The following is a 16,909-nucleotide window of genomic DNA, read 5'->3' on the forward strand; positions in this document are numbered from 1 at the left end:
TCAGCCCTCGTAGCCTTCCACGATGACGAGGTTGGCGTCCGAGACCGGGTCGCGGATCGCCTTGGCGCGCTGGTATTCGGGGCTGTCGTAGCAGGCGCGCGCCGCCTCGAGATCGGGGAACTCGATCACGACGGTACGACCGTGGCCCGCGCCCTCGCGTTGTTCCTGCGCGCCGCCGCGCACCAGGAAGCGCCCGCCATACTTGGCGAAGGCCTCGGCGTTCGCCTCGCGGTATTTGGCGTATGCGTCGGCGTCGCGCACGTCCACGTTCGCCACCCAGTAGGCCTTGGGCATGGCTGCCTCCCTCGTTACGGCGCCGCGTAGTCTGGCCGCGGCGCGGGCCGATTGCAATCGCCGCCGTGCTCAGCCGGTGACATTCGGGCAGCCGAAACGCACGTCGTCGAAGGAGATGCCGCCCGGGTCGCGGTTTTCCACCGTCACCCCCGCGATGCCCCCGCCCGTGTCGAGGAAACCGTGGCCGGAGATATGCTCGGGCGCCAGCACGGTCACCCGGCCGATCTCGGCGCCGTCGCGGGCGTAGAAGGTCAGGTCGATCTCGCCCAGATGCCCCTCGTTGGCGCCGAAGGCGTCGGTGTATTCGGTGTGAACCCGCAGCCCGAAGGCGCAGGCGTCCTCGTGGAAGAGGATCGCCGCCGCGCCCTCGCCGCGCGCCTCGGGGTCGGGCTGGCCGAGGGGCCCGAGCGGGTAGAGCGCCATGCTGCGGAAGGCGGAGTGGAGCGACAGGCTCACCCCCTCGCCCGGGGCGCCCGGCTCCACCGCGAGCGGGGCGGTGGGGCGGCCCCGTAGCACGTCGTGGGGGCCGCCCTCGTCCAGCGTGACCTCCCCGAGCGTCTGCCCGGCGAACCGCTCCCCGATCCGCCCGCCCGCGAAGGCGATGCCGTGATCGAAGACGTAGCCGGGGTAGGGCTTGGCCGGCAGGCGCTCGAAGGTCAGAAGCTCGGGCGCGAGCGGCGGAAGCTCCTCGTAGGGCAGGGGCGTTATGCGCTCCGCGGCGGCCGGGGCCGCCAGCGCCGACAGGAGGGACGCCGCGAGGCCCGCGCAGAGGCGCCGGGCGCGGCCCATCATACCAGCCGGCTCACGTCCTTCGCCGCGCGGATGAAATCCCTAAAGAGCGGGTGCGGGTCGAAGGGCTTGGACTTGAGCTCGGGATGGAACTGCACGCCGATGAACCACGGGTGCTCGGGCCATTCCACGATCTCGGGCAGGCGCCCGTCCGGCGACATGCCCGAAAAGCGCAGCCCCGCGGCCTCCAGCTTGTCGCGATACGCGATGTCCACCTCGTAGCGGTGGCGGTGGCGCTCCTCGATCCGGGTCGCACCGTAGACCTCCGCCACCTTGGAGCCGGGCTCCAGAACCGCGTCGTAGGAGCCCAGCCGCATCGTGCCGCCCTTGTCGTCGTCGGGGCGCCGCGCGACCGTCGCGTTGCCCTGCACCCATTCCTTGAGGTGATAGACGACGGGCGTGAAACGCTTGCGCCCGGCCTCGTGGTCGAACTCCTCCGAGCCCGCGTCCGCGAGCCCCGCGGCGTTCCGCGCGGCCTCGATCACCGCCATCTGCATGCCGAGGCAGATGCCGAGATAGGGCACGTCATGCTCGCGCGCGAATTGCGCGGCGCGGATCTTGCCCTCGGTGCCCCGCTCGCCGAAGCCGCCGGGCACGAGGATCGCATGGAAGCCTTCCAGGTATGGCGCGGGGTCCTCGCGCTCGAAGATCTCGGCGTCGATCCATTCGGAATTGACCTTCACCCGGTTGGCCATGCCGCCATGGGTGAGCGCCTCCGCGATGGACTTGTAGGCGTCCTCGAGCTGGGTGTACTTGCCGACGATCGCGACGTTCACCTCGCCCTCGGGGTTGAAGACGCGGTCGGCCACGTCCTCCCAGCGCGCCAGATCCGGCCGCGGCGCGGGCGAGATCTGAAAAGCGTCGAGCACCGCCTGGTCCAGCCCCTCGCGGTGGTAGGCCAGCGGCGCCTCGTAGATCGACTTCAGGTCGTAGGCCGCGATCACCGCCTCGGGCCGCACGTTGCAGAAGAGCGCGAGCTTGTCGCGCTCCTTCTGCGGGATGGGCTTTTCCGAGCGGCAGACCAGGATGTCGGGGGCGATGCCAATGGAGCGCAGCTCCTTCACGGAGTGCTGGGTGGGCTTGGTCTTGAGCTCCCCCGACGCGGCGATCCAGGGCAGCAGCGTGAGATGCATGAAGATGCACTGTCCGCGCGGTTTGTCCTGGGCGAACTGGCGGATCGCCTCGAAGAAGGGCAGGCCCTCGATGTCGCCCACCGTGCCGCCGATCTCGCAGAGCATGAAATCGACCTCGTCCTCGCCGATGCGGATGAAGTCCTTGATCTCGTCGGTGACGTGGGGAATGACCTGGATCGTCTTGCCGAGGTAGTCGCCGCGGCGCTCCTTCTCCAGCACGTTGGAATAGATCCGCCCCGAGGAGACCGAGTCGGTCCGGCGGGCGGCCACGCCGGTGAAGCGCTCGTAATGGCCGAGGTCGAGGTCGGTTTCCGCGCCGTCGTCGGTGACGAAGACCTCCCCGTGCTCGAAGGGCGACATGGTGCCTGGGTCGACGTTTAGATAGGGGTCGAGCTTCCGCAGCCTCACGCTGAAGCCGCGCGCCTGCAACAGCGCGCCGAGCGCCGCCGAGGCCAATCCCTTGCCGAGTGACGAGACCACGCCGCCGGTGATGAATACGAACCTGGCCATGTGCAGGCGATCCCCCGTGATATGCCATGCGGTCGGGGCCGATCCTGCCGCCATACCGGTGCGGACGCTGGCATCCGCCGGGCGTCATCACGGGATTTGATCGTTACAGGATTCGGCGGGCCTTGGCAAGCCGACCGCAAGATGATGTTGACGTTGCGTTCGGGCCCAACAAGCCCTTGTGGCTCATTCGGCGCGGGGCACCAGTGGCGCGTCGGGGTCCGCCGCCGGCGGCGGCAAGAGCCCGTCGGTTTCGGGAACCGCCGGCACGGCTGGCGCGTCCTGCGCGGGGGCCTCGTTGCCCAGCCGGTCGACCACCGAACTGCCCGCGGAGTTCTGCGCCGCGAAGATCGTCAGCGTGATCGACGTGCCGATGAAGGCGATGGCCAGGATCCAGGTGAGCCGGCCCAGCGCCGTGGCCGCGCTGCGCCCGGACATCGCGCCGCCGCCACCGCCGCCGCCCATGCCGAGCCCGCCGCCCTCGGACCGCTGCAGAAGCACGACGCCGATGAGCGACAGCGCAAGCAGGAGGTGGATGATGAGCAAGACGTTTTCCATGGCACCCCGCGTGGCTGGCCGATGCGGCGCTACTTATGCGATGCGGCGCGCAGGGGCAAGGGAGGCGGGGCCGCCGCGACGCGGCGCCCGGCTGCCCCTGCGGCATTCCCGGGATTCGCGGTTTCCGCGCCGCGCGCGCGCGGCTATACCCGGCGCCGGAACGAGGCAGCCGGACGGGAGCGGCAGGCATGGCGAACGTGGTCGTGGTGGGCGCCCAGTGGGGCGACGAGGGCAAGGGCAAGATCGTCGACTGGCTCTCCGAGCGGGCCGACGTGATCGCCCGCTTCCAGGGCGGGCACAACGCCGGGCACACGCTGGTCATCGACGGGCAGACCTACAAGCTGCACGCGCTGCCCTCGGGCGTGGTGCGCGGCGGCAAGCTCAGCGTGATCGGCAACGGCGTCGTGCTCGATCCCTGGCACCTCGTGGACGAGATCGCGGCGCTGCGGGACCAGGGCGTGGAGATCACGCCCGCATCGCTGATGATCGCCGAGAACACGCCGCTCATCCTGCCCTTCCACGGAGAGCTCGACCGCGCCCGCGAGGCGGCCGTCGCGGTGGCCAAGATCGGCACCACCGGGCGCGGCATCGGCCCGGCCTACGAGGACAAGGTGGGCCGGCGCGCGGTGCGCGTGGCCGACCTCGCAGATCGCGCCACGCTGGAGGCCCGGGTGGACCGGGCGCTCGTCCATCACGACGCGCTGCGCCGCGGCCTCGGGCTCGAGCCCGTGGACCGGGAGGCGCTTCTCGCGGCGCTTTCGGAGGTGGGAGAGCGGATCCTGCCTTTCGCGGCGCCGGCCTGGAAGGTGCTGAACGAGGCGCGCCGCGCGGGCCGCCGCATTCTCTTCGAGGGAGCGCAGGGCGCCATGCTCGACATCGATTTCGGCACCTACCCGTTCGTGACTTCCTCCAACGTGATCGCCGGGCAGGCCGCCACGGGCACCGGGCTCGGCCCCGGCGCGATCGATTTCGTGCTGGGCATCGTCAAGGCCTACACGACGCGCGTGGGAGAGGGCCCGTTCCCGACCGAACTCGACGACGCCGATGGCGAGCGCCTGGGCACGCGGGGCCACGAGTTCGGCACCACCACGGGCCGCAAGCGCCGTTGCGGCTGGTTCGACGCGGTGCTGGTGCGCCAGGCCATCGCCACCTCGGGCATCAACGGTATCGCGCTCACGAAACTCGACGTGCTCGACGGGTTCGACCGGCTGCGCATCTGCACGGCATACGAGCTTGACGGGCAAAGGCTGGATCACCTGCCCACCGCCGCCGACCGCCAGGCGCGGCTCACGCCCGTCTACGAGGAGATGCCGGGCTGGAGCGAAAGCACCGAGGGCGCGCGCAGCTGGGCGGATCTGCCCGCGAACGCGATCAAGTATGTTCGCCGGGTGGAGGAGTTGATCGGCTGCCCGGTGGCCCTACTTTCCACGTCTCCCAGGAGGGAAGACACCATTCTCGTCACGGACCCGTTCGCAGACTGATGGAACTGAGTTACAAGGCCCGACGCCGCTGGTCGCTGGTGATCCTCGTGATCGGCCTGCCGCTTTACATCATGGCCGCCGTGACGGTGGTCGGGTGGTTCGAGCGGCCCGGCATCCTGCTGGAACTGGCGATCTACGTCACGCTCGGCGTGGTCTGGGCATTTCCGCTGAAATTCATCTTCAAGGGGGTGGGGCAGCGCGACCCCGACGCGCCCGCCGAGGACGACGACCGGTGACGGGCTGTCAGCCGGCGGCGCGCGCGCCCGGCTGATACGAAATGTCGTCGGAGACGCCGAAGCGGCCGCCGCCGCGCTTCACGATCTTCCCCTCGCGCAGAAGCTGGCCGAAGTGTCGCAGGCCTTCCTCGCGGCTGAACCCGTCGGCCTGCGCATCGCGCAGCTTCGCCATGAGTTGCGGGCGCGAAAAGCCGCCGTCCTCGGCCCCGTGGGCGAGATACGCCGCCGCGGCTTCCAGCAGATCGGGCAGACCGCTCACGCCGAGCTCTTCCACATAGGCGATGAAGCCATTGGGATCCTCCGCTTCGGCCGCCGGTGCGGTGACGCGGCGGGGCCGAATCGGTCCCGCATCCTCGGCCGGTGCGTCCACGCGCTGCTCCGCCACGAGCTTGAGCGGCGCGGGGCGCGATTCCTCGGGGCGCGGCGTGCGGTGGCCGCCGGCGCCGGGGCGGCGCGGGCGCACCGCGTCGGCGAGGTCGGCACGGTAGGCCTCTTCGGGCTGCTCGCTCGCTTCGGCATCGGCGTGCCGCGGCTCGGCGCGCGTCGCCGCCACGGCGGCGCGAAGATGCGCGATCGCGCTGCGCCGGCGGCTCGCCTCGGGCTTGTCCATCTGGCCTTCGGTCTCGTCGAGCAGACGGGTGACCTCGCCGCGGCGTGCGGTCTCGGGCTCGCGGCTCGCGCGCCGGGCCGCCGCGGCCAGGGCGTCCGAAACGCTGTCCGGATCGGTGTCCGCGTCGTCCGCTGCCGGCTGTGCCGGGGGCGTGGCGTCGGTCACCGGTTCGCCGGCCTCGCGCTCGTCCTCTGCGGTCGCTTCCGTGTCGGGCGCCTCCGTCTCGGCGACCGCGGCGTCCTGCCCGGCGCTCGGATCCTCCGCTTCGATCGTTTCCACGACGAGCGCCTCGGAAACCTCGATCTCCTCCTCGTAGGCGATCTCTTCCTCGGCGTCGCCGAGGGGCGCGGCCGTATCCCATCCGTCGAGGTCGTCCTCGTCAGCGGCCACATCCTCGGCATCGGCGACGGCTGTGGGCTCGACAGCGCCTTCCGCGTCGAGTTCCGCCGCGCCGGCCGGGGCGGCGCCAAGCTCGGCCTCGAGCGCGGCGAAGGCCTGCTGCAGGTCCTCGTCGGCGGCGACATCGGCCTCGCTGTCTTCGGTGCTGGTGCCGGGATCCACGGCCGAGACGGTGTCGGCTTCCGGCTCGGGGCGGCGGACGCGCAGCACGCGTGCGGCAATCTGGCCGGTCTCGCCGCTCTCGGCGCGGCGCCCGTCATCGGTGAAGAGGTTCACCGTGTCCTCGCCATCATCCGCGCCGGCCAGGCTGCCCGCCACGGCAGCGCGGATGCGCTGCAACTTCGCTGCGATGCTCTGCGGGTCGGGATGCGTGATCTCGGGGCGCGGGGCCGGCGCGGCCTCGGTCTCGGCCGCCGGTCGGCGGGGCAGGTCCGCGGCCATCGCGGCCGCCGCGGCGGCGCTGGCGGCAAGCGGCGCGCCCGAAAGACGATCCGCCGCCGGGGCGGGCGCGGCGAGCTCGGCCTCGGTCTCGTCATCGGCCTGAGCCGCGGCCTCTGCCCCAGTCTCTGCCTCTGCCTCAGTCTCTGCCTCGACCTCAGCCTCTGCCTCGGGCGTCTCCTCCTCGGCGATTTCCTCCGACGCGGTTTCTTCCGCACCGTGGTCTTCCGCCGCGACCTCGACCTCGGCGATCTCGTCCTCGGCGATCTCGTCCTGCGATGCCTCGGCGTCGACGGCGTCGTGCTCCGCCGCCTCCGCCTCGATGCCGGTGTCCGCGACCTCGTCTGCGGCGGGTTCGATTGCCGCTTCGGGACTCTCCGGCGCGACGGCGGTGAGCGCGTCCGTCTGGGCGAGCGACCCTGCGATCCCGGTCTCGTCCGCGGCCGGGGTGTCGGCGGCCACGTCTTCGGACCGCTCTTCCGATGCGTCGGTGTGGTCATCGAGCGCCTGGGGCTCGGCCCGCGCGGCTTCCTCCTGCGGTTCGGGACGCTCGTCGCCGATCGGCGCACCGGCCTCTTCGGGAGCGGCAGCGGCCGTGTCGTCCACGTCTTCCGCGCTGGCGGTTTCGGCGGGGGCGGGCGTCTCGGTGGCTGCGGGCGATTCAGTGTCGGGTGCGGGCGCTGGCTCCGGCTTGTGGGCGGGGGGCGTTTCGGTCCTCGCGGTCTTCGCCTCCGGGGCCGGCGCTGCCTTCTCTGCCTGTCCGTCGCCGGTCTGCGCGTCCTCGGGGCGAGACGCCTGGGGCCCGGGTCGCCCCTGCGGCGCGACGAGCGACGGGCGCAGCACGATACCGCCCTGTTCCTGACGCGCCTCGACGCGGCGCGAGATCTCGCGCTCGGCGATGCGGGCCAGCATCTCCGCGTCGGGGGTGGGCGGCTCGGCGCCGAAGTAACGGTCGTCAGCGGCAAGGTCTCGGAAATACTCCGCGATCGCCTTCATCGTGTCGAAGGAATCGTCGAACCCTTCGAGCGTGCACGAGAAGGTGCCGTAGGAGACGGTGAGGATCTTGTTACTGTTGACCATGGGATACGCACCCGCTTCATTGCACCAACAACAGACTGTTTACCAAAGGATACCAGTCTATTTTGGCCCGAATCTGTGCCTTGGAGGGTATCATTTCGTGGTCCAAATGTGGCCATTTCAGCGACAGGGGCAGGTCGTCGCGTGAATTCTCTACCGGAGGTTGAAATTCTGCGCTCCGACGGCGCTGTCACGCTTGTGGGCGCGGGCGTTGCGCCCCCCGCGGATATCGCGGCGGCGCTGACGCTGGCGCCCTGCCTCGTGGCCGCGGATGGCGGGGCGGCGCGGGCGCTGGCCGCCGGGGCGGTGCCCGAGGCGGTGATCGGCGATCTGGACAGCCTTGACCCCGCCACGCGCGCCGCGATTCCCCCCGAGCGGCTGCATTGCGTTTCCGAACAGGAAACAACCGACTTCGACAAGGCGCTGCGCCGCATCGCCGCGCCGCTGGTGATCGGCGTGGGTTTCCTCGGCGAGCGGCTGGATCACCTGCTGGCCGCGCAGTCGGTTCTGCTGCGCCGGGCGGACCGGCCCTGCCTTCTTCTGGGCGAGCGCGACGTCGCGTTCCTCTGCCCGCCGCGGCTCGGCCTCGATCTGGCGGCGGACACGCGTGTCTCGCTCTATCCGCTCGCGCCCGTGCGCGGAGAGTCGGACGGTCTTTTCTGGCCGATCGACGGGATCGACTTCGCGCCGGGGGGCATGATCGGCACTTCCAATCGCGCCACGGGCCCGGTCTCGATCCGGATCGAGGCGCCGCACATGCTGGTCATCCTGCCCCGGCGCTGCCTTGCCGTCGCGGCGGCGGCGCTGCAAGCGCCGCTCGCGCGATGGCCCGCTCCCGCATGAGGACGTAAAGCCCGGCCGCCATCGTCACGAGGATGCCCGCCGCCGCCATGCCATCGGGCAGGTCGCGGAAGATCGTCCAGCCGAAGAGCGTGGCGAAGGGGATCTCGATGTACTGCATCGGCGCGAGCGTGGCCGAGGGCGCGAAGCGCAGCGCCCAGGTCATGCACAGATGGGCGAGGGTGCCGAGCACGCCGAGCAGGAGCAGAAGCGACAGCGCCTCGGAGGGCGGCACGACGAGGCCCAGCGCGGGCACGCCCCGCCCGTCCACGAGCGCGAGCGCGGGCAGGAGGAGCGCCGTCGCCATCACGCCCGAGACCGCCTGGAGGCCGAGGGGATCGGTCTGCCGCGCGATCGCGCGGGTCACCAGCATGAAGAGCGCGAAGCCCACCGCGACGCTCACCGGCAGGAGCGCGGGCCAGCCCACCTCCTGGAAGCTGGGGCGGATCACGAGGAGCGTGCCCGCGAAGCCCGCGACGCAGGCGGCGAGGCGGCGCCAGCCGACCCCCTCTCCCATCACGGCCCAGCCGAGAAGGAGCAGGATGAAGGGCATGACGTAGGCGATGGCGATGGCGTCGGCGAGCGGCAGGTGGCGCAACGCCGAGAACATCATGGCGATGCCCGCGATGTGCAGAAGGGTGCGCGCCCAGGCGAGCGCCAGCACCCGGCCCCGCATCCGCCAGGGCCGCCGCCCGACGGCCACGATGGGCAGGAGGATCGCCGCCTGGATCCCGAAGCGCGCCAGCAGCAGCATCCCGAGCGGCACGACGCCGCCGAGGATCTTCGCCACCGCGTCCCCGAGCGGCGCGAGGGCGCAGAAACCGAGCATCAGCAGGATGCCGAGAAGCGGGCGATCGGGCTGCATCCGGCGAGGCTAGGCCGCGCGCCGGGCGCGGGCAAGCGGCTCAGACCGGGGGCAGGGGGCGGCGGCGCAGGCTGAGCGCGCGCTCGCGGGCGAAGACGTAGAGCCCCGAGCCCACGATCACCGCGATGCCCGCCCAGGTGAGCAGCCCGGGGAAATCGCCGAAGATCCAGTAGCCGAGGGCCGTGGCGGCCACGATCTCGAGATACTGGAGCGGCGCGATCGTCGCCGCCGGGGCGAGGCGCAGCGCGAAGCTGATGAAGAGATGCGAGACGGTGGCCGCGACGCCCACGCCGAGCAGCGTCCAGACGGCGAGGCCGTCGATCCGCACCGGGTCGAGCGCGGCGACGCCCGAGCCTTCGAAAAGCAGGAGAACCGGCAGGACCACCGCGCTCGCCGCGACGGCGGTCCTCGCCTGCAGGTCGATCGGGTGGGTGCGCCGCGCCATCGACCGCGTCATCACCATGTAGAAGGCGAAGCAGAAGGCCGTCCCGAGGGGCAGAAGCGCCACGGGCCCGAGATCGGCGAAGCTGGGCTGGATCACGAGAAGCGCGCCCGCGAACCCCACCGCGCAGGCCGCGATCCGCCGCCGTCCCACCTCCTCGCCCAGAAGAAGCCCGCCGAGCAGCGTGAGGATGAAGGGTTCCACGAAGAAGATGGCGATCGCGTTGGCGATGGGCATGTGGCGCAGCGCCTCGAAGAACATGCCCGTGGCCGCCAGCAGGAGGAGCGCGCGCAGCAGGTGAAGGCCCCAGTCGCGCGGATCCGCCCGTGTCGTGAGCCCGAAGACAATGGCGACGGGCACCAGCACCAGCACCTGGAGGCCGAAGCGCGCGGCCAGGATCTGCAGGATCGGCACATGCGACGGCGTCGCCTTGGCGAAGGCGTCCATCATCGGCGCGACGACGGTGAAGCCCACCATGCAGAGGATCCCCGCCAGCGTGCGGTCGGGGCGGATGGCGGGGATGGCGGGACCGGTCATCAGGCCGTCAGCAGTTGGGAACGTTGACGGCGAGCCCGCCGAGCGAGGTTTCCTTGTACTTCTCGCTCATGTCGGCGCCGGTCTGCCGCATGGTCTCGATGCAGGCGTCGAGCGGCACGAGATGCGTGCCGTCGCCCCGAAGCGCGAGGGACGCCGCCGAGACCGCCTTGATCGCGCCGAGACCGTTGCGCTCGATGCAGGGCACCTGCACAAGGCCCTTCACCGGGTCGCAGGTCATGCCGAGGTGATGCTCGAGCGCGATCTCGGCGGCGTTCTCCACCTGCGCGGGGGTGCCGCCCATCACCGCGCAAAGACCGGCCGCGGCCATGGCGGCGGCAGAGCCGACCTCGGCCTGGCAGCCCGCCTCGGCCCCGCTGATCGAGGCGTTGTATTTCACCAGCCCGCCGATCGCGGCGGCGGTCAGCAGGAAGTCCTCCACCCGGCGCTCCGAGGCGCCCGGCACATGGTCGAGCCAGTAGCGGATCACCGCGGGCACCACGCCCGCCGCGCCGTTGGTGGGCGCGGTCACGACCTGGCCGCCGGCGGCGTTCTCCTCGTTCACCGCCATGGCGTAGACGCTCATCCAGTCGTTGATGGTGTGGGGCGGGGTCAGGTTCATGCCCCGCTCGTCCAGCAGTTTTTCGTGGATCGCCTGGGCGCGCCGCCGGACCCCCAGCCCGCCCGGAAGCGTGCCGTCCGCGGCAAGGCCGCGGTCGATGCAGTCGGACATCACCTGCCAGAGCCGCCGCGTCCCGGCGCGCAGATCCTCCGGCCCGCGCCGGGTAAGCTCGTTCTCGCGCTTCATCTGCGCGATGGACTTGCCCGAGGTTTCGGCCATCCGCAGCATCTCGGCGGCGGACTTGAACGGGTAGGGCACGGGCGCGCCCTCGTCGCTGTCCTTGCCTTGCGCCAGTTCGGCCTCGGTGAGCACGAAGCCGCCGCCCACCGAGTAGTAGGTCTCCTGCAGGATCACGTCGCCTTGCGCGTCGGTGGCCATCAGGATCATCCCGTTGGCGTGGCCCGGAAGCGGCGGTCCGAAGTCGAAGCGCAGATCCTCGCGCGGATCGAAGGCGAGCGGCGGCAGGCCCTCGGGCGCGAGCGTGTTGGTTTCGCGGATGCGCTCGAGCGCCGCGTCGGCGGTCTCGCGGTCGTAGCTTTCGGGATCGAAGCCCGCGAGGCCGAGGATCGTCGCGCGGTCGGTCGCGTGGCCCACGCCGGTGTGGGCGAGCGAGCCGTGCAGGCTCCCCTTCACCCCCGCGACGGCGAAGGGCGCCCCGCGGATCAGGTCCAGGAAACGGGCTGCGGCGACCATCGGCCCCATGGTGTGGGAGGACGAGGGCCCGATGCCCACCTTGAACATCTCGAAGACGGAAAGAAACATCAGGTGGCCGATCCTTCCGGTGGCGTTGCGATGCGGGGCGCGGTGAAGGGCAGGGGCCCGAGCCCTTCCGCGGCGATGGCGGCGGCAGCGGCCGGGCGGGCCTCGATCCCGGAGGCCATCGCCCGCAGATGCGGGTAGTCCGCCGGCCGGAACCACCCCGTGCCGCCCACGGGGTAAAGCGCCGACCAGCGTAGCAGCGGCGCCAGATAGAAGTCGAGCGCCGAGGGCGACGCGGCCCCGAGCCAGGGCGGCCGCGTCGCGGCGGCGGCCTCGAGGTGGCCCCAGTGCGCCGCGAGCGCTGCGCCCATATGGTCGCGAAGCGCCTGTCCCGCGGCCGCGTCCTCACCCACGAAGGGCGCCGGGTGGAACAGCATCCTGAGCCCCGCGTGAAGCGTGTTGGACGCGAAGAAGAGCCATTTCAGGAAATCCCCGCGCTCCGGCGCGTCCGGCGCGGGGGCGAGGGCGCCGTGCCGGTCCGCGAGCCACAGCAGGATCGCGGCCGTCTCGAAGATCGCGCCTTGGGGCGTTTCCAGCACCGGGATGAGGCCCGAGGGGTTGAGCGCGCGGTAGGCGGGGCTTTTCTGCGCGCCGCGCGCGCGGTCCACGAGCGCCGTCTCGTAGGGCTGGCCAAGCTCCTCCAGCGCCAGCCGGACGACCAGCGAGGCGTTGTCGGGAGCGTAATGCAGGCGATAGGGCGCGGCCATGGCGGCACCCCTAGAGCATCGCGCGCGGCACGCCTGCCCGAAAACGACCTTTCGGGCCGGAATCCGCGCGCCCTCGCCCGGCGGAAGGCCACCGCGCGGCGGCGCGGCGGCGAAAACCCGCTCGCACCCCGCGGCCGATCCCCCTATAACGGCCGCGCATCTGCACGGAGCCGCCCATGACCGGAGAGCTGTCGCCCATCGACAAGGCCAAGTTCGCCGCCGCGAGACGCGCCGCGGAGCTGGTGGAGGACGGGATGCGCGTGGGGCTCGGCACCGGCTCGACCGCGGCGTGGCTGGTGCGCTGCCTGGGCGACGCGATGCGCGAGGACGGGCTGCGCATCCGCGGCGTTCCCACCTCGACGCGCACCGCCGAGCTTGCCCGGCAGGCGGGCATCCCGGTGATCGGCCTCGACGAGGCGCGCTGGCTCGACATCACCATCGACGGCGCGGACGAGTTCGACGGCGACCTCAACCTCATCAAGGGCGGCGGCGGCGCGCTCCTGCACGAAAAGGTCGTGGCCACCGCCTCGGACCGAATGGTGGTGATCGCGGATATCGGCAAGGAGGTGGAGACGCTGGGCGCCTTCCCGCTGCCGGTGGAGGTGATCCCCTTCGCCTGGCAGACGACCCGGGCGCTCGTCGAGGAGACCCTGATCTCCATGGACGTGCTCGGCCGCGACGTGTCGCTTCGGATGGACGGCGAGGCGGCCTTCGTCACCGACGAGGGTAATCACATCCTCGATCTGCACCTCAAGCGCATCGGCGAACCGCGCCAGCTTGCCATGGTGCTGAACCAGATCCCGGGCGTGGTCGAGAACGGCCTCTTCATCGACATCTGCGACACCGTCGTGATCGGGTTCGGCGACGGGCGCGTGGAGGTGCGCGACCTCGGTTCCGGCACCGTGGAGAGAGAAAGCTTCGATCCGGGCGAGCCCGACAACCTCTTCCGCGACATCAACGACTGAGCCTGACGACCTTTCTGGGGGAACGATGGATTTCGACTACGACCTTTTCGTGATCGGCGGCGGATCGGGCGGGGTGCGCGCGGCCCGCGTGGCCGCGGGCGGAGCCGGCGCGAAGGTGGCTCTCGCCGAGGAAAGCCGCTACGGCGGCACCTGCGTGATCCGCGGCTGCGTGCCCAAGAAGCTGATGGTCTTCGCCTCCGAATTCGCGCCGATGGTCGAGGACGCGCGCGCCTATGGCTGGGACATCCGCGAGAACGGTCTCGACTGGGGCCAGTTCCGCGGAAAGCTCGAGGCGGAGCTCGACCGGCTCGAAGGCGTCTACCGCAAGCTTCTCGCCGGCTCGGGGGTGGAGACCTTCGATCAGCGCGCGCGGCTGGCCGACCCGCACACGGTGGAGCTGGCCGACGGCACCCGCAAGACCGCGCGGCACATCCTGCTGGCCACGGGCGGGCGCCCGCTGCGGCCGGAGATGGAGAACGCCGCGCTGGGCATCACCTCGGACGACATCTTCCACCTCGACCGGCTGCCGCGCTCGATCCTGATCGTCGGCGGCGGCTACATCGCCTGCGAGTTCGCCTGCATCCTGAACGGCATGGGCGTCGAGGTGACCCAGTACTACCGCGGCGCGCAGATCCTGCGCGGTTTCGACGACGAGGCCCGCGGCCTCATTTCCGAAGAGATGCGCCAGAACGGGGTCGATCTGCACATCGGTACCAACATCATCGGGATGGAGGAGGCCGACGGCGGCGTGCGCGTGAAGGCCACCAACGGCACCGAGCGCGTGTTCGAGAAGGTGATGTTCGCCACCGGACGCGTGCCCAACACCGACGATCTGGGGTTGTCCGGGCTCGGGGTGGATCTCGGCCGCCGGGGCGAGGTGCTGGTGGACGCCTACTCGCAAAGCTCGGTGCCGTCGATCTACGCGATCGGCGACGTGACCGACCGGCTGAACCTGACGCCGGTGGCGATCCGCGAGGGCATGGCCTTCGTCGAGACGGTGTTCAGGGGCAACCCGACGCCGGTCGATCACGATCGCGTGGCCACGGCGATCTTCACCCAGCCGGAAATGGGCACGGTGGGGCTGTCCGAGGAGGCCGCCGCGGAGCAGGGGCCGATCGAGGTCTACTGCACGTCGTTCCGCCCCATGCGCACGGCGTTCGCGGGCCGGCCCGACCGTGTGCTCATGAAACTCGTCGTGTGCGCCGACACCCGGCGGGTGCTGGGGTGCCATATCGTCGCGCCGGGCGCGGGCGAGATGATCCAGCTGGCGGCGGTCGCGGTGAAGCTCGGCGCCACGAAGGAGCAGTTCGACCAGACCGTTGCGGTGCACCCCACCGTTTCGGAAGAGCTGGTGACCATGCGGGACCCGGTCCGGAAGGTCTGACGCTCCGGCTTGAAATCCCGCCCGACATGCACAGTTTACACCCAAGACGTCACGGACGCGCAAGCGAGGAAGAAACGTATGGCAGGACATAGCGGCGGCCCCTGGGGGGGCGGCGGTCAAGGAGGCGGCGATCGCGGTGATCGCGGCGAACGCGACAGGAACCAGGGCGGCGGACGCCGCCCCGGAGGACCCGACGACAGACCGCCGATCCCCGAGATCGACGATCTGGTCCGCAAGGGGCAGGAGCAGCTCCGCGTGCTGATGGGTGGCCGCGGTGGCGGCGGCAAGGGCGACGGAAGCGGTGGCGGGGGCGGCCCGGCCTTCAACCGCTCCACGATCATCGTGGGCGCGCTGGCGGCCGTGGGTCTTTGGACGTTTTCCAGCCTCTACACCGTCAAACCGGAAGAACAGTCCGTCGAGCTCTTCCTCGGGCAGTTCCACAAGATCGGCAATCCGGGTCTGAACTTCGCGCCCTGGCCGCTGGTCACTGCGGAGGTCGTCAACGTGACCTCCGAGCGGACCGAGACCATCGGGGCGAGCACGCGGGCCCGCGACGAGGGCCTGATGCTGACCACCGACGCGAACATCGTCGACATCGAGTTCCAGGTGGTGTGGAACATCAACGACCCCGCAAAGCTGCTGTTCAACATCCGCGATCCGCAACTCACGGTTCAGGCGGTCTCCGAGGCTGCGATGCGCGAGATCATCGCGGCCTCGAACCTGGCGCCGATTCTGAACCGCGACCGTGGCGTGATCGCGGACCAGGCCGTGCAGCGGATCCAGAGCGCGCTCGACGACTACGACGCGGGGATCAACATCGTCCGCCTCAACCTCGACCAGGCGGACCCGCCGGCCGAGGTGATCGACGCGTTCCGCGAGGTCCAGGCGGCCGAGCAGGAGCGTGACAGGCTTCAGCGTCAGGCCGACGCCTACGCCAACCGCGTCATCGCCGAGGCGCGCGGCGAGGCGGCGCAGTCGCTCGAACAGGCCGAGGGCTACCGCGCCCGGGTCGTGAACGAAGCCATCGGTGAAGCCAGCCGCTTCCTCGCCGTGGCACAGGAATTCGAGGCCGCGCCGGAGGTTACCCAGCGGCGTCTCTACCTCGAAACGATCGAGCGGACGCTCGGCGCCGTGGACAAGTACCTGATCGACAGCGCGCAGGGCGAGGGAGTGCTGCCCTACCTGCCGCTCGACGAACTGCGCCGGAACGTGCCGGCGAACACCGGGAGGACCAACTGATGCGGAAATCTGCCTTCATCCTTCCGATCCTCGCCGTGGTGCTGGTGGGAATCTGGTCCACGCTCTTCATCGTGGACGAGCGCCAGAAGGCGCTGGTTCTCCAGTTCGGCCAGATCAAGCAGGTGCGCGAGGAGCCGGGGCTCGGCTTCAAGGTGCCGCTGATCCAGGAGGTCGTGCGCTACGACGACCGGATCCTGTCGCTGGATACCGACACCATCGAGGTCACGCCGGCGGACGACCGCCGCCTCGTCGTGGACGCGTTCGCGCGGTACCGGATCAACGACGTGGTCCAGTTCCGCCAGGCCGTCGGCGTGGGGGGGCTTCGCGTCGCCGAGGATCGCCTGTCGTCGATCCTGAACGCCCAGATCCGGGAGGTGCTCGGTGCCGATCAGGTGACGTCGGACCGGATTCTTTCGGTCGAGCGCGCCGAACTCGCGCGTCGGATCCGCGACAACGCGCGCGCCTCCGCCCTCAGCCTTGGTCTCGACGTGATCGACGTCCGGCTGAAGCAGACGAACCTGCCGCAGCAGAACCTCGAAGCGACCTATGCCCGGATGCGTGCCGAGCGTGAGCGGGAAGCCGCCGACGAGATCGCCCGCGGTAATGAGGCCGCCCAGCGCGTGCGCGCCATCGCCGACCGGACCGTGGTCGAGACGTTGTCGGATGCCGGACGCGAAGCGGAGATCATCCGAGGCGAGGCGGACGCCGAGCGTAACCGCATCTACGCCGAAGCGTTCGGCGACAGCCCGGAGTTCTTCAGCTTCTACCGCTCTCTCGCGGCGCTCGAAAGCTCGCTGCAGACGGAAACCTCGACGCTCGTCGTCTCGCCCGACAGCGAATTCATCCAGCCGCTGTTCGACGCGATCCGGGCGGAGGGCATCGTCGGCACGGGCGCACAACTGACCTCGCCGGACGAGCTGCGCGAGCTGGCGCCCGAACGGACGCCGTCCGAGGAGCTGCCGCCCGAGGTGCGCGAACGCCTCGAAGAGGATGCGCAGGCGGCCGAGGAGGAGGGCACCGGCGGCTGATC

The 16,909-nt window shown here is 70.8% G+C and carries 16 protein-coding genes; 7 read left to right on the forward strand and 9 right to left on the reverse strand.

Translation table 11 applies throughout. The features are described from left to right. The 4 genes from AB6A69_RS00775 to secG all read right to left on the reverse strand — a co-directional run bounded on the left by AB6A69_RS00775 (nucleotide 1) and on the right by secG (nucleotide 3,281). Nucleotides 1-294: a DUF1330 domain-containing protein gene (locus AB6A69_RS00775; protein ID WP_371036630.1), complete on the reverse strand. Its 294-nt coding sequence runs from the start codon at nucleotides 292-294 to the stop codon at nucleotides 1-3. Between the two features lie 69 nt (nucleotides 295-363). Next, nucleotides 364-1,086: a hypothetical protein gene (locus tag AB6A69_RS00780; protein WP_371059263.1), complete on the reverse strand. Its 723-nt coding sequence runs from the start codon at nucleotides 1,084-1,086 to the stop codon at nucleotides 364-366. Continuing rightward, complete coding sequence (locus AB6A69_RS00785) at nucleotides 1,083-2,726, reverse strand: CTP synthase (protein WP_371054766.1); 1,644 nt, start codon at nucleotides 2,724-2,726, stop codon at nucleotides 1,083-1,085. Before AB6A69_RS00785 ends, AB6A69_RS00780 begins: the two co-directional genes overlap by 4 nt. Nucleotides 2,727-2,909: 183 nt before the next feature. Next, complete coding sequence (secG, locus tag AB6A69_RS00790; RefSeq protein ID WP_371054767.1) at nucleotides 2,910-3,281, reverse strand: preprotein translocase subunit SecG; 372 nt, start codon at nucleotides 3,279-3,281, stop codon at nucleotides 2,910-2,912. Nucleotides 3,282-3,469: 188 nt separating this feature from the next. Between secG and AB6A69_RS00795 the strand changes: the two genes are divergently transcribed. Beyond that, nucleotides 3,470-4,762: an adenylosuccinate synthase gene (locus tag AB6A69_RS00795; protein ID WP_371054768.1), complete on the forward strand. Its 1,293-nt coding sequence runs from the start codon at nucleotides 3,470-3,472 to the stop codon at nucleotides 4,760-4,762. Then, nucleotides 4,762-4,998 carry a DUF2842 domain-containing protein gene (locus tag AB6A69_RS00800; RefSeq protein WP_371036626.1) on the forward strand — a complete coding sequence of 79 codons (237 nt, stop codon included), beginning with the start codon at nucleotides 4,762-4,764 and terminating at the stop codon, nucleotides 4,996-4,998. Before AB6A69_RS00795 ends, AB6A69_RS00800 begins: the two co-directional genes overlap by 1 nt. Nucleotides 4,999-5,005: 7 nt before the next feature. Here AB6A69_RS00800 and AB6A69_RS00805 read toward each other — a convergent pair whose 3' ends face one another. Next, on the reverse strand, nucleotides 5,006-7,525 hold the full coding sequence (locus AB6A69_RS00805) for a hypothetical protein (protein ID WP_371059264.1): 2,520 nt from the start codon (nucleotides 7,523-7,525) through the stop codon (nucleotides 5,006-5,008). Between the two features lie 141 nt (nucleotides 7,526-7,666). Between AB6A69_RS00805 and AB6A69_RS00810 the strand changes: the two genes are divergently transcribed. After that, complete coding sequence (locus AB6A69_RS00810; protein WP_371059265.1) at nucleotides 7,667-8,365, forward strand: thiamine diphosphokinase; 699 nt, start codon at nucleotides 7,667-7,669, stop codon at nucleotides 8,363-8,365. Here AB6A69_RS00810 and AB6A69_RS00815 read toward each other — a convergent pair. Genes AB6A69_RS00815 through AB6A69_RS00830 form a run of 4 tightly spaced genes read right to left on the reverse strand, consistent with a single transcriptional unit; the run spans nucleotide 8,286 to nucleotide 12,291 of the window. Next, a complete protein-coding gene (locus AB6A69_RS00815; protein WP_371059266.1) occupies nucleotides 8,286-9,227 on the reverse strand; it encodes a DMT family transporter in 942 nt (313 codons plus the stop codon). The genes AB6A69_RS00810 and AB6A69_RS00815 overlap by 80 nt on opposite strands. Before the next feature lie 40 nt (nucleotides 9,228-9,267). Further along, on the reverse strand, nucleotides 9,268-10,206 hold the full coding sequence (locus AB6A69_RS00820; RefSeq protein ID WP_371059267.1) for a DMT family transporter: 939 nt from the start codon (nucleotides 10,204-10,206) through the stop codon (nucleotides 9,268-9,270). Between the two features lie 7 nt (nucleotides 10,207-10,213). After that, nucleotides 10,214-11,587: an L-serine ammonia-lyase gene (locus tag AB6A69_RS00825; protein WP_371059268.1), complete on the reverse strand. Its 1,374-nt coding sequence runs from the start codon at nucleotides 11,585-11,587 to the stop codon at nucleotides 10,214-10,216. Next, nucleotides 11,587-12,291 carry a glutathione S-transferase family protein gene (locus AB6A69_RS00830; RefSeq protein WP_371059269.1) on the reverse strand — a complete coding sequence of 235 codons (705 nt, stop codon included), beginning with the start codon at nucleotides 12,289-12,291 and terminating at the stop codon, nucleotides 11,587-11,589. The genes AB6A69_RS00825 and AB6A69_RS00830 overlap by 1 nt, the downstream gene beginning before the upstream one ends. 176 nt (nucleotides 12,292-12,467) lie before the next feature. On the opposite strand from AB6A69_RS00830, the gene rpiA reads away from it, so the two are divergent. The 4 genes from rpiA (at nucleotide 12,468) to hflC (ending at nucleotide 16,907) form a co-directional block, all read left to right on the forward strand. Continuing rightward, on the forward strand, nucleotides 12,468-13,256 hold the full coding sequence (gene rpiA / locus AB6A69_RS00835; protein ID WP_371054775.1) for a ribose-5-phosphate isomerase RpiA: 789 nt from the start codon (nucleotides 12,468-12,470) through the stop codon (nucleotides 13,254-13,256). 25 nt (nucleotides 13,257-13,281) lie between these two features. After that, the gene (gene gor, locus AB6A69_RS00840) at nucleotides 13,282-14,640 is read left to right on the forward strand and encodes a glutathione-disulfide reductase (RefSeq protein WP_371036618.1); all 1,359 of its coding nucleotides are present in this window, start codon (nucleotides 13,282-13,284) and stop codon (nucleotides 14,638-14,640) included. Between the two features lie 78 nt (nucleotides 14,641-14,718). Beyond that, complete coding sequence (gene hflK, locus AB6A69_RS00845; protein WP_371036617.1) at nucleotides 14,719-15,879, forward strand: FtsH protease activity modulator HflK; 1,161 nt, start codon at nucleotides 14,719-14,721, stop codon at nucleotides 15,877-15,879. After that, nucleotides 15,879-16,907 carry a protease modulator HflC gene (gene hflC / locus AB6A69_RS00850; RefSeq protein WP_371059270.1) on the forward strand — a complete coding sequence of 343 codons (1,029 nt, stop codon included), beginning with the start codon at nucleotides 15,879-15,881 and terminating at the stop codon, nucleotides 16,905-16,907. The genes hflK and hflC overlap by 1 nt, the downstream gene beginning before the upstream one ends. Nucleotides 16,908-16,909: the final 2 nt, after the last annotated feature.

It is taken from the genome of Rhodosalinus sp. 5P4 (genome assembly GCF_041365695.1).
Lineage (GTDB): Bacteria > Pseudomonadota > Alphaproteobacteria > Rhodobacterales > Rhodobacteraceae > Rhodosalinus.

Bases quoted from the DNA above. Each gene is read 5' to 3' on its own strand.
- AB6A69_RS00775 (WP_371036630.1), bottom strand. From the start codon at position 294: ATGCCCAAGGCCTACTGGGTGGCGAACGTGGACGTGCGCGACGCCGAC.
- AB6A69_RS00780 (WP_371059263.1), bottom strand. From the start codon at position 1,086: ATGATGGGCCGCGCCCGGCGCCTCTGCGCGGGCCTCGCGGCGTCCCTC.
- AB6A69_RS00785 (WP_371054766.1), bottom strand. From the start codon at position 2,726: ATGGCCAGGTTCGTATTCATCACCGGCGGCGTGGTCTCGTCACTCGGC.
- secG (WP_371054767.1), bottom strand. From the start codon at position 3,281: ATGGAAAACGTCTTGCTCATCATCCACCTCCTGCTTGCGCTGTCGCTC.
- AB6A69_RS00795 (WP_371054768.1), top strand. From the start codon at position 3,470: ATGGCGAACGTGGTCGTGGTGGGCGCCCAGTGGGGCGACGAGGGCAAG.
- AB6A69_RS00800 (WP_371036626.1), top strand. From the start codon at position 4,762: ATGGAACTGAGTTACAAGGCCCGACGCCGCTGGTCGCTGGTGATCCTC.
- AB6A69_RS00805 (WP_371059264.1), bottom strand. From the start codon at position 7,525: ATGGTCAACAGTAACAAGATCCTCACCGTCTCCTACGGCACCTTCTCG.
- AB6A69_RS00815 (WP_371059266.1), bottom strand. From the start codon at position 9,227: ATGCAGCCCGATCGCCCGCTTCTCGGCATCCTGCTGATGCTCGGTTTC.
- AB6A69_RS00820 (WP_371059267.1), bottom strand. From the start codon at position 10,206: ATGACCGGTCCCGCCATCCCCGCCATCCGCCCCGACCGCACGCTGGCG.
- AB6A69_RS00825 (WP_371059268.1), bottom strand. From the start codon at position 11,587: ATGTTTCTTTCCGTCTTCGAGATGTTCAAGGTGGGCATCGGGCCCTCG.
- AB6A69_RS00830 (WP_371059269.1), bottom strand. From the start codon at position 12,291: ATGGCCGCGCCCTATCGCCTGCATTACGCTCCCGACAACGCCTCGCTG.
- rpiA (WP_371054775.1), top strand. From the start codon at position 12,468: ATGACCGGAGAGCTGTCGCCCATCGACAAGGCCAAGTTCGCCGCCGCG.
- gor (WP_371036618.1), top strand. From the start codon at position 13,282: ATGGATTTCGACTACGACCTTTTCGTGATCGGCGGCGGATCGGGCGGG.
- hflK (WP_371036617.1), top strand. From the start codon at position 14,719: ATGGCAGGACATAGCGGCGGCCCCTGGGGGGGCGGCGGTCAAGGAGGC.
- hflC (WP_371059270.1), top strand. From the start codon at position 15,879: ATGCGGAAATCTGCCTTCATCCTTCCGATCCTCGCCGTGGTGCTGGTG.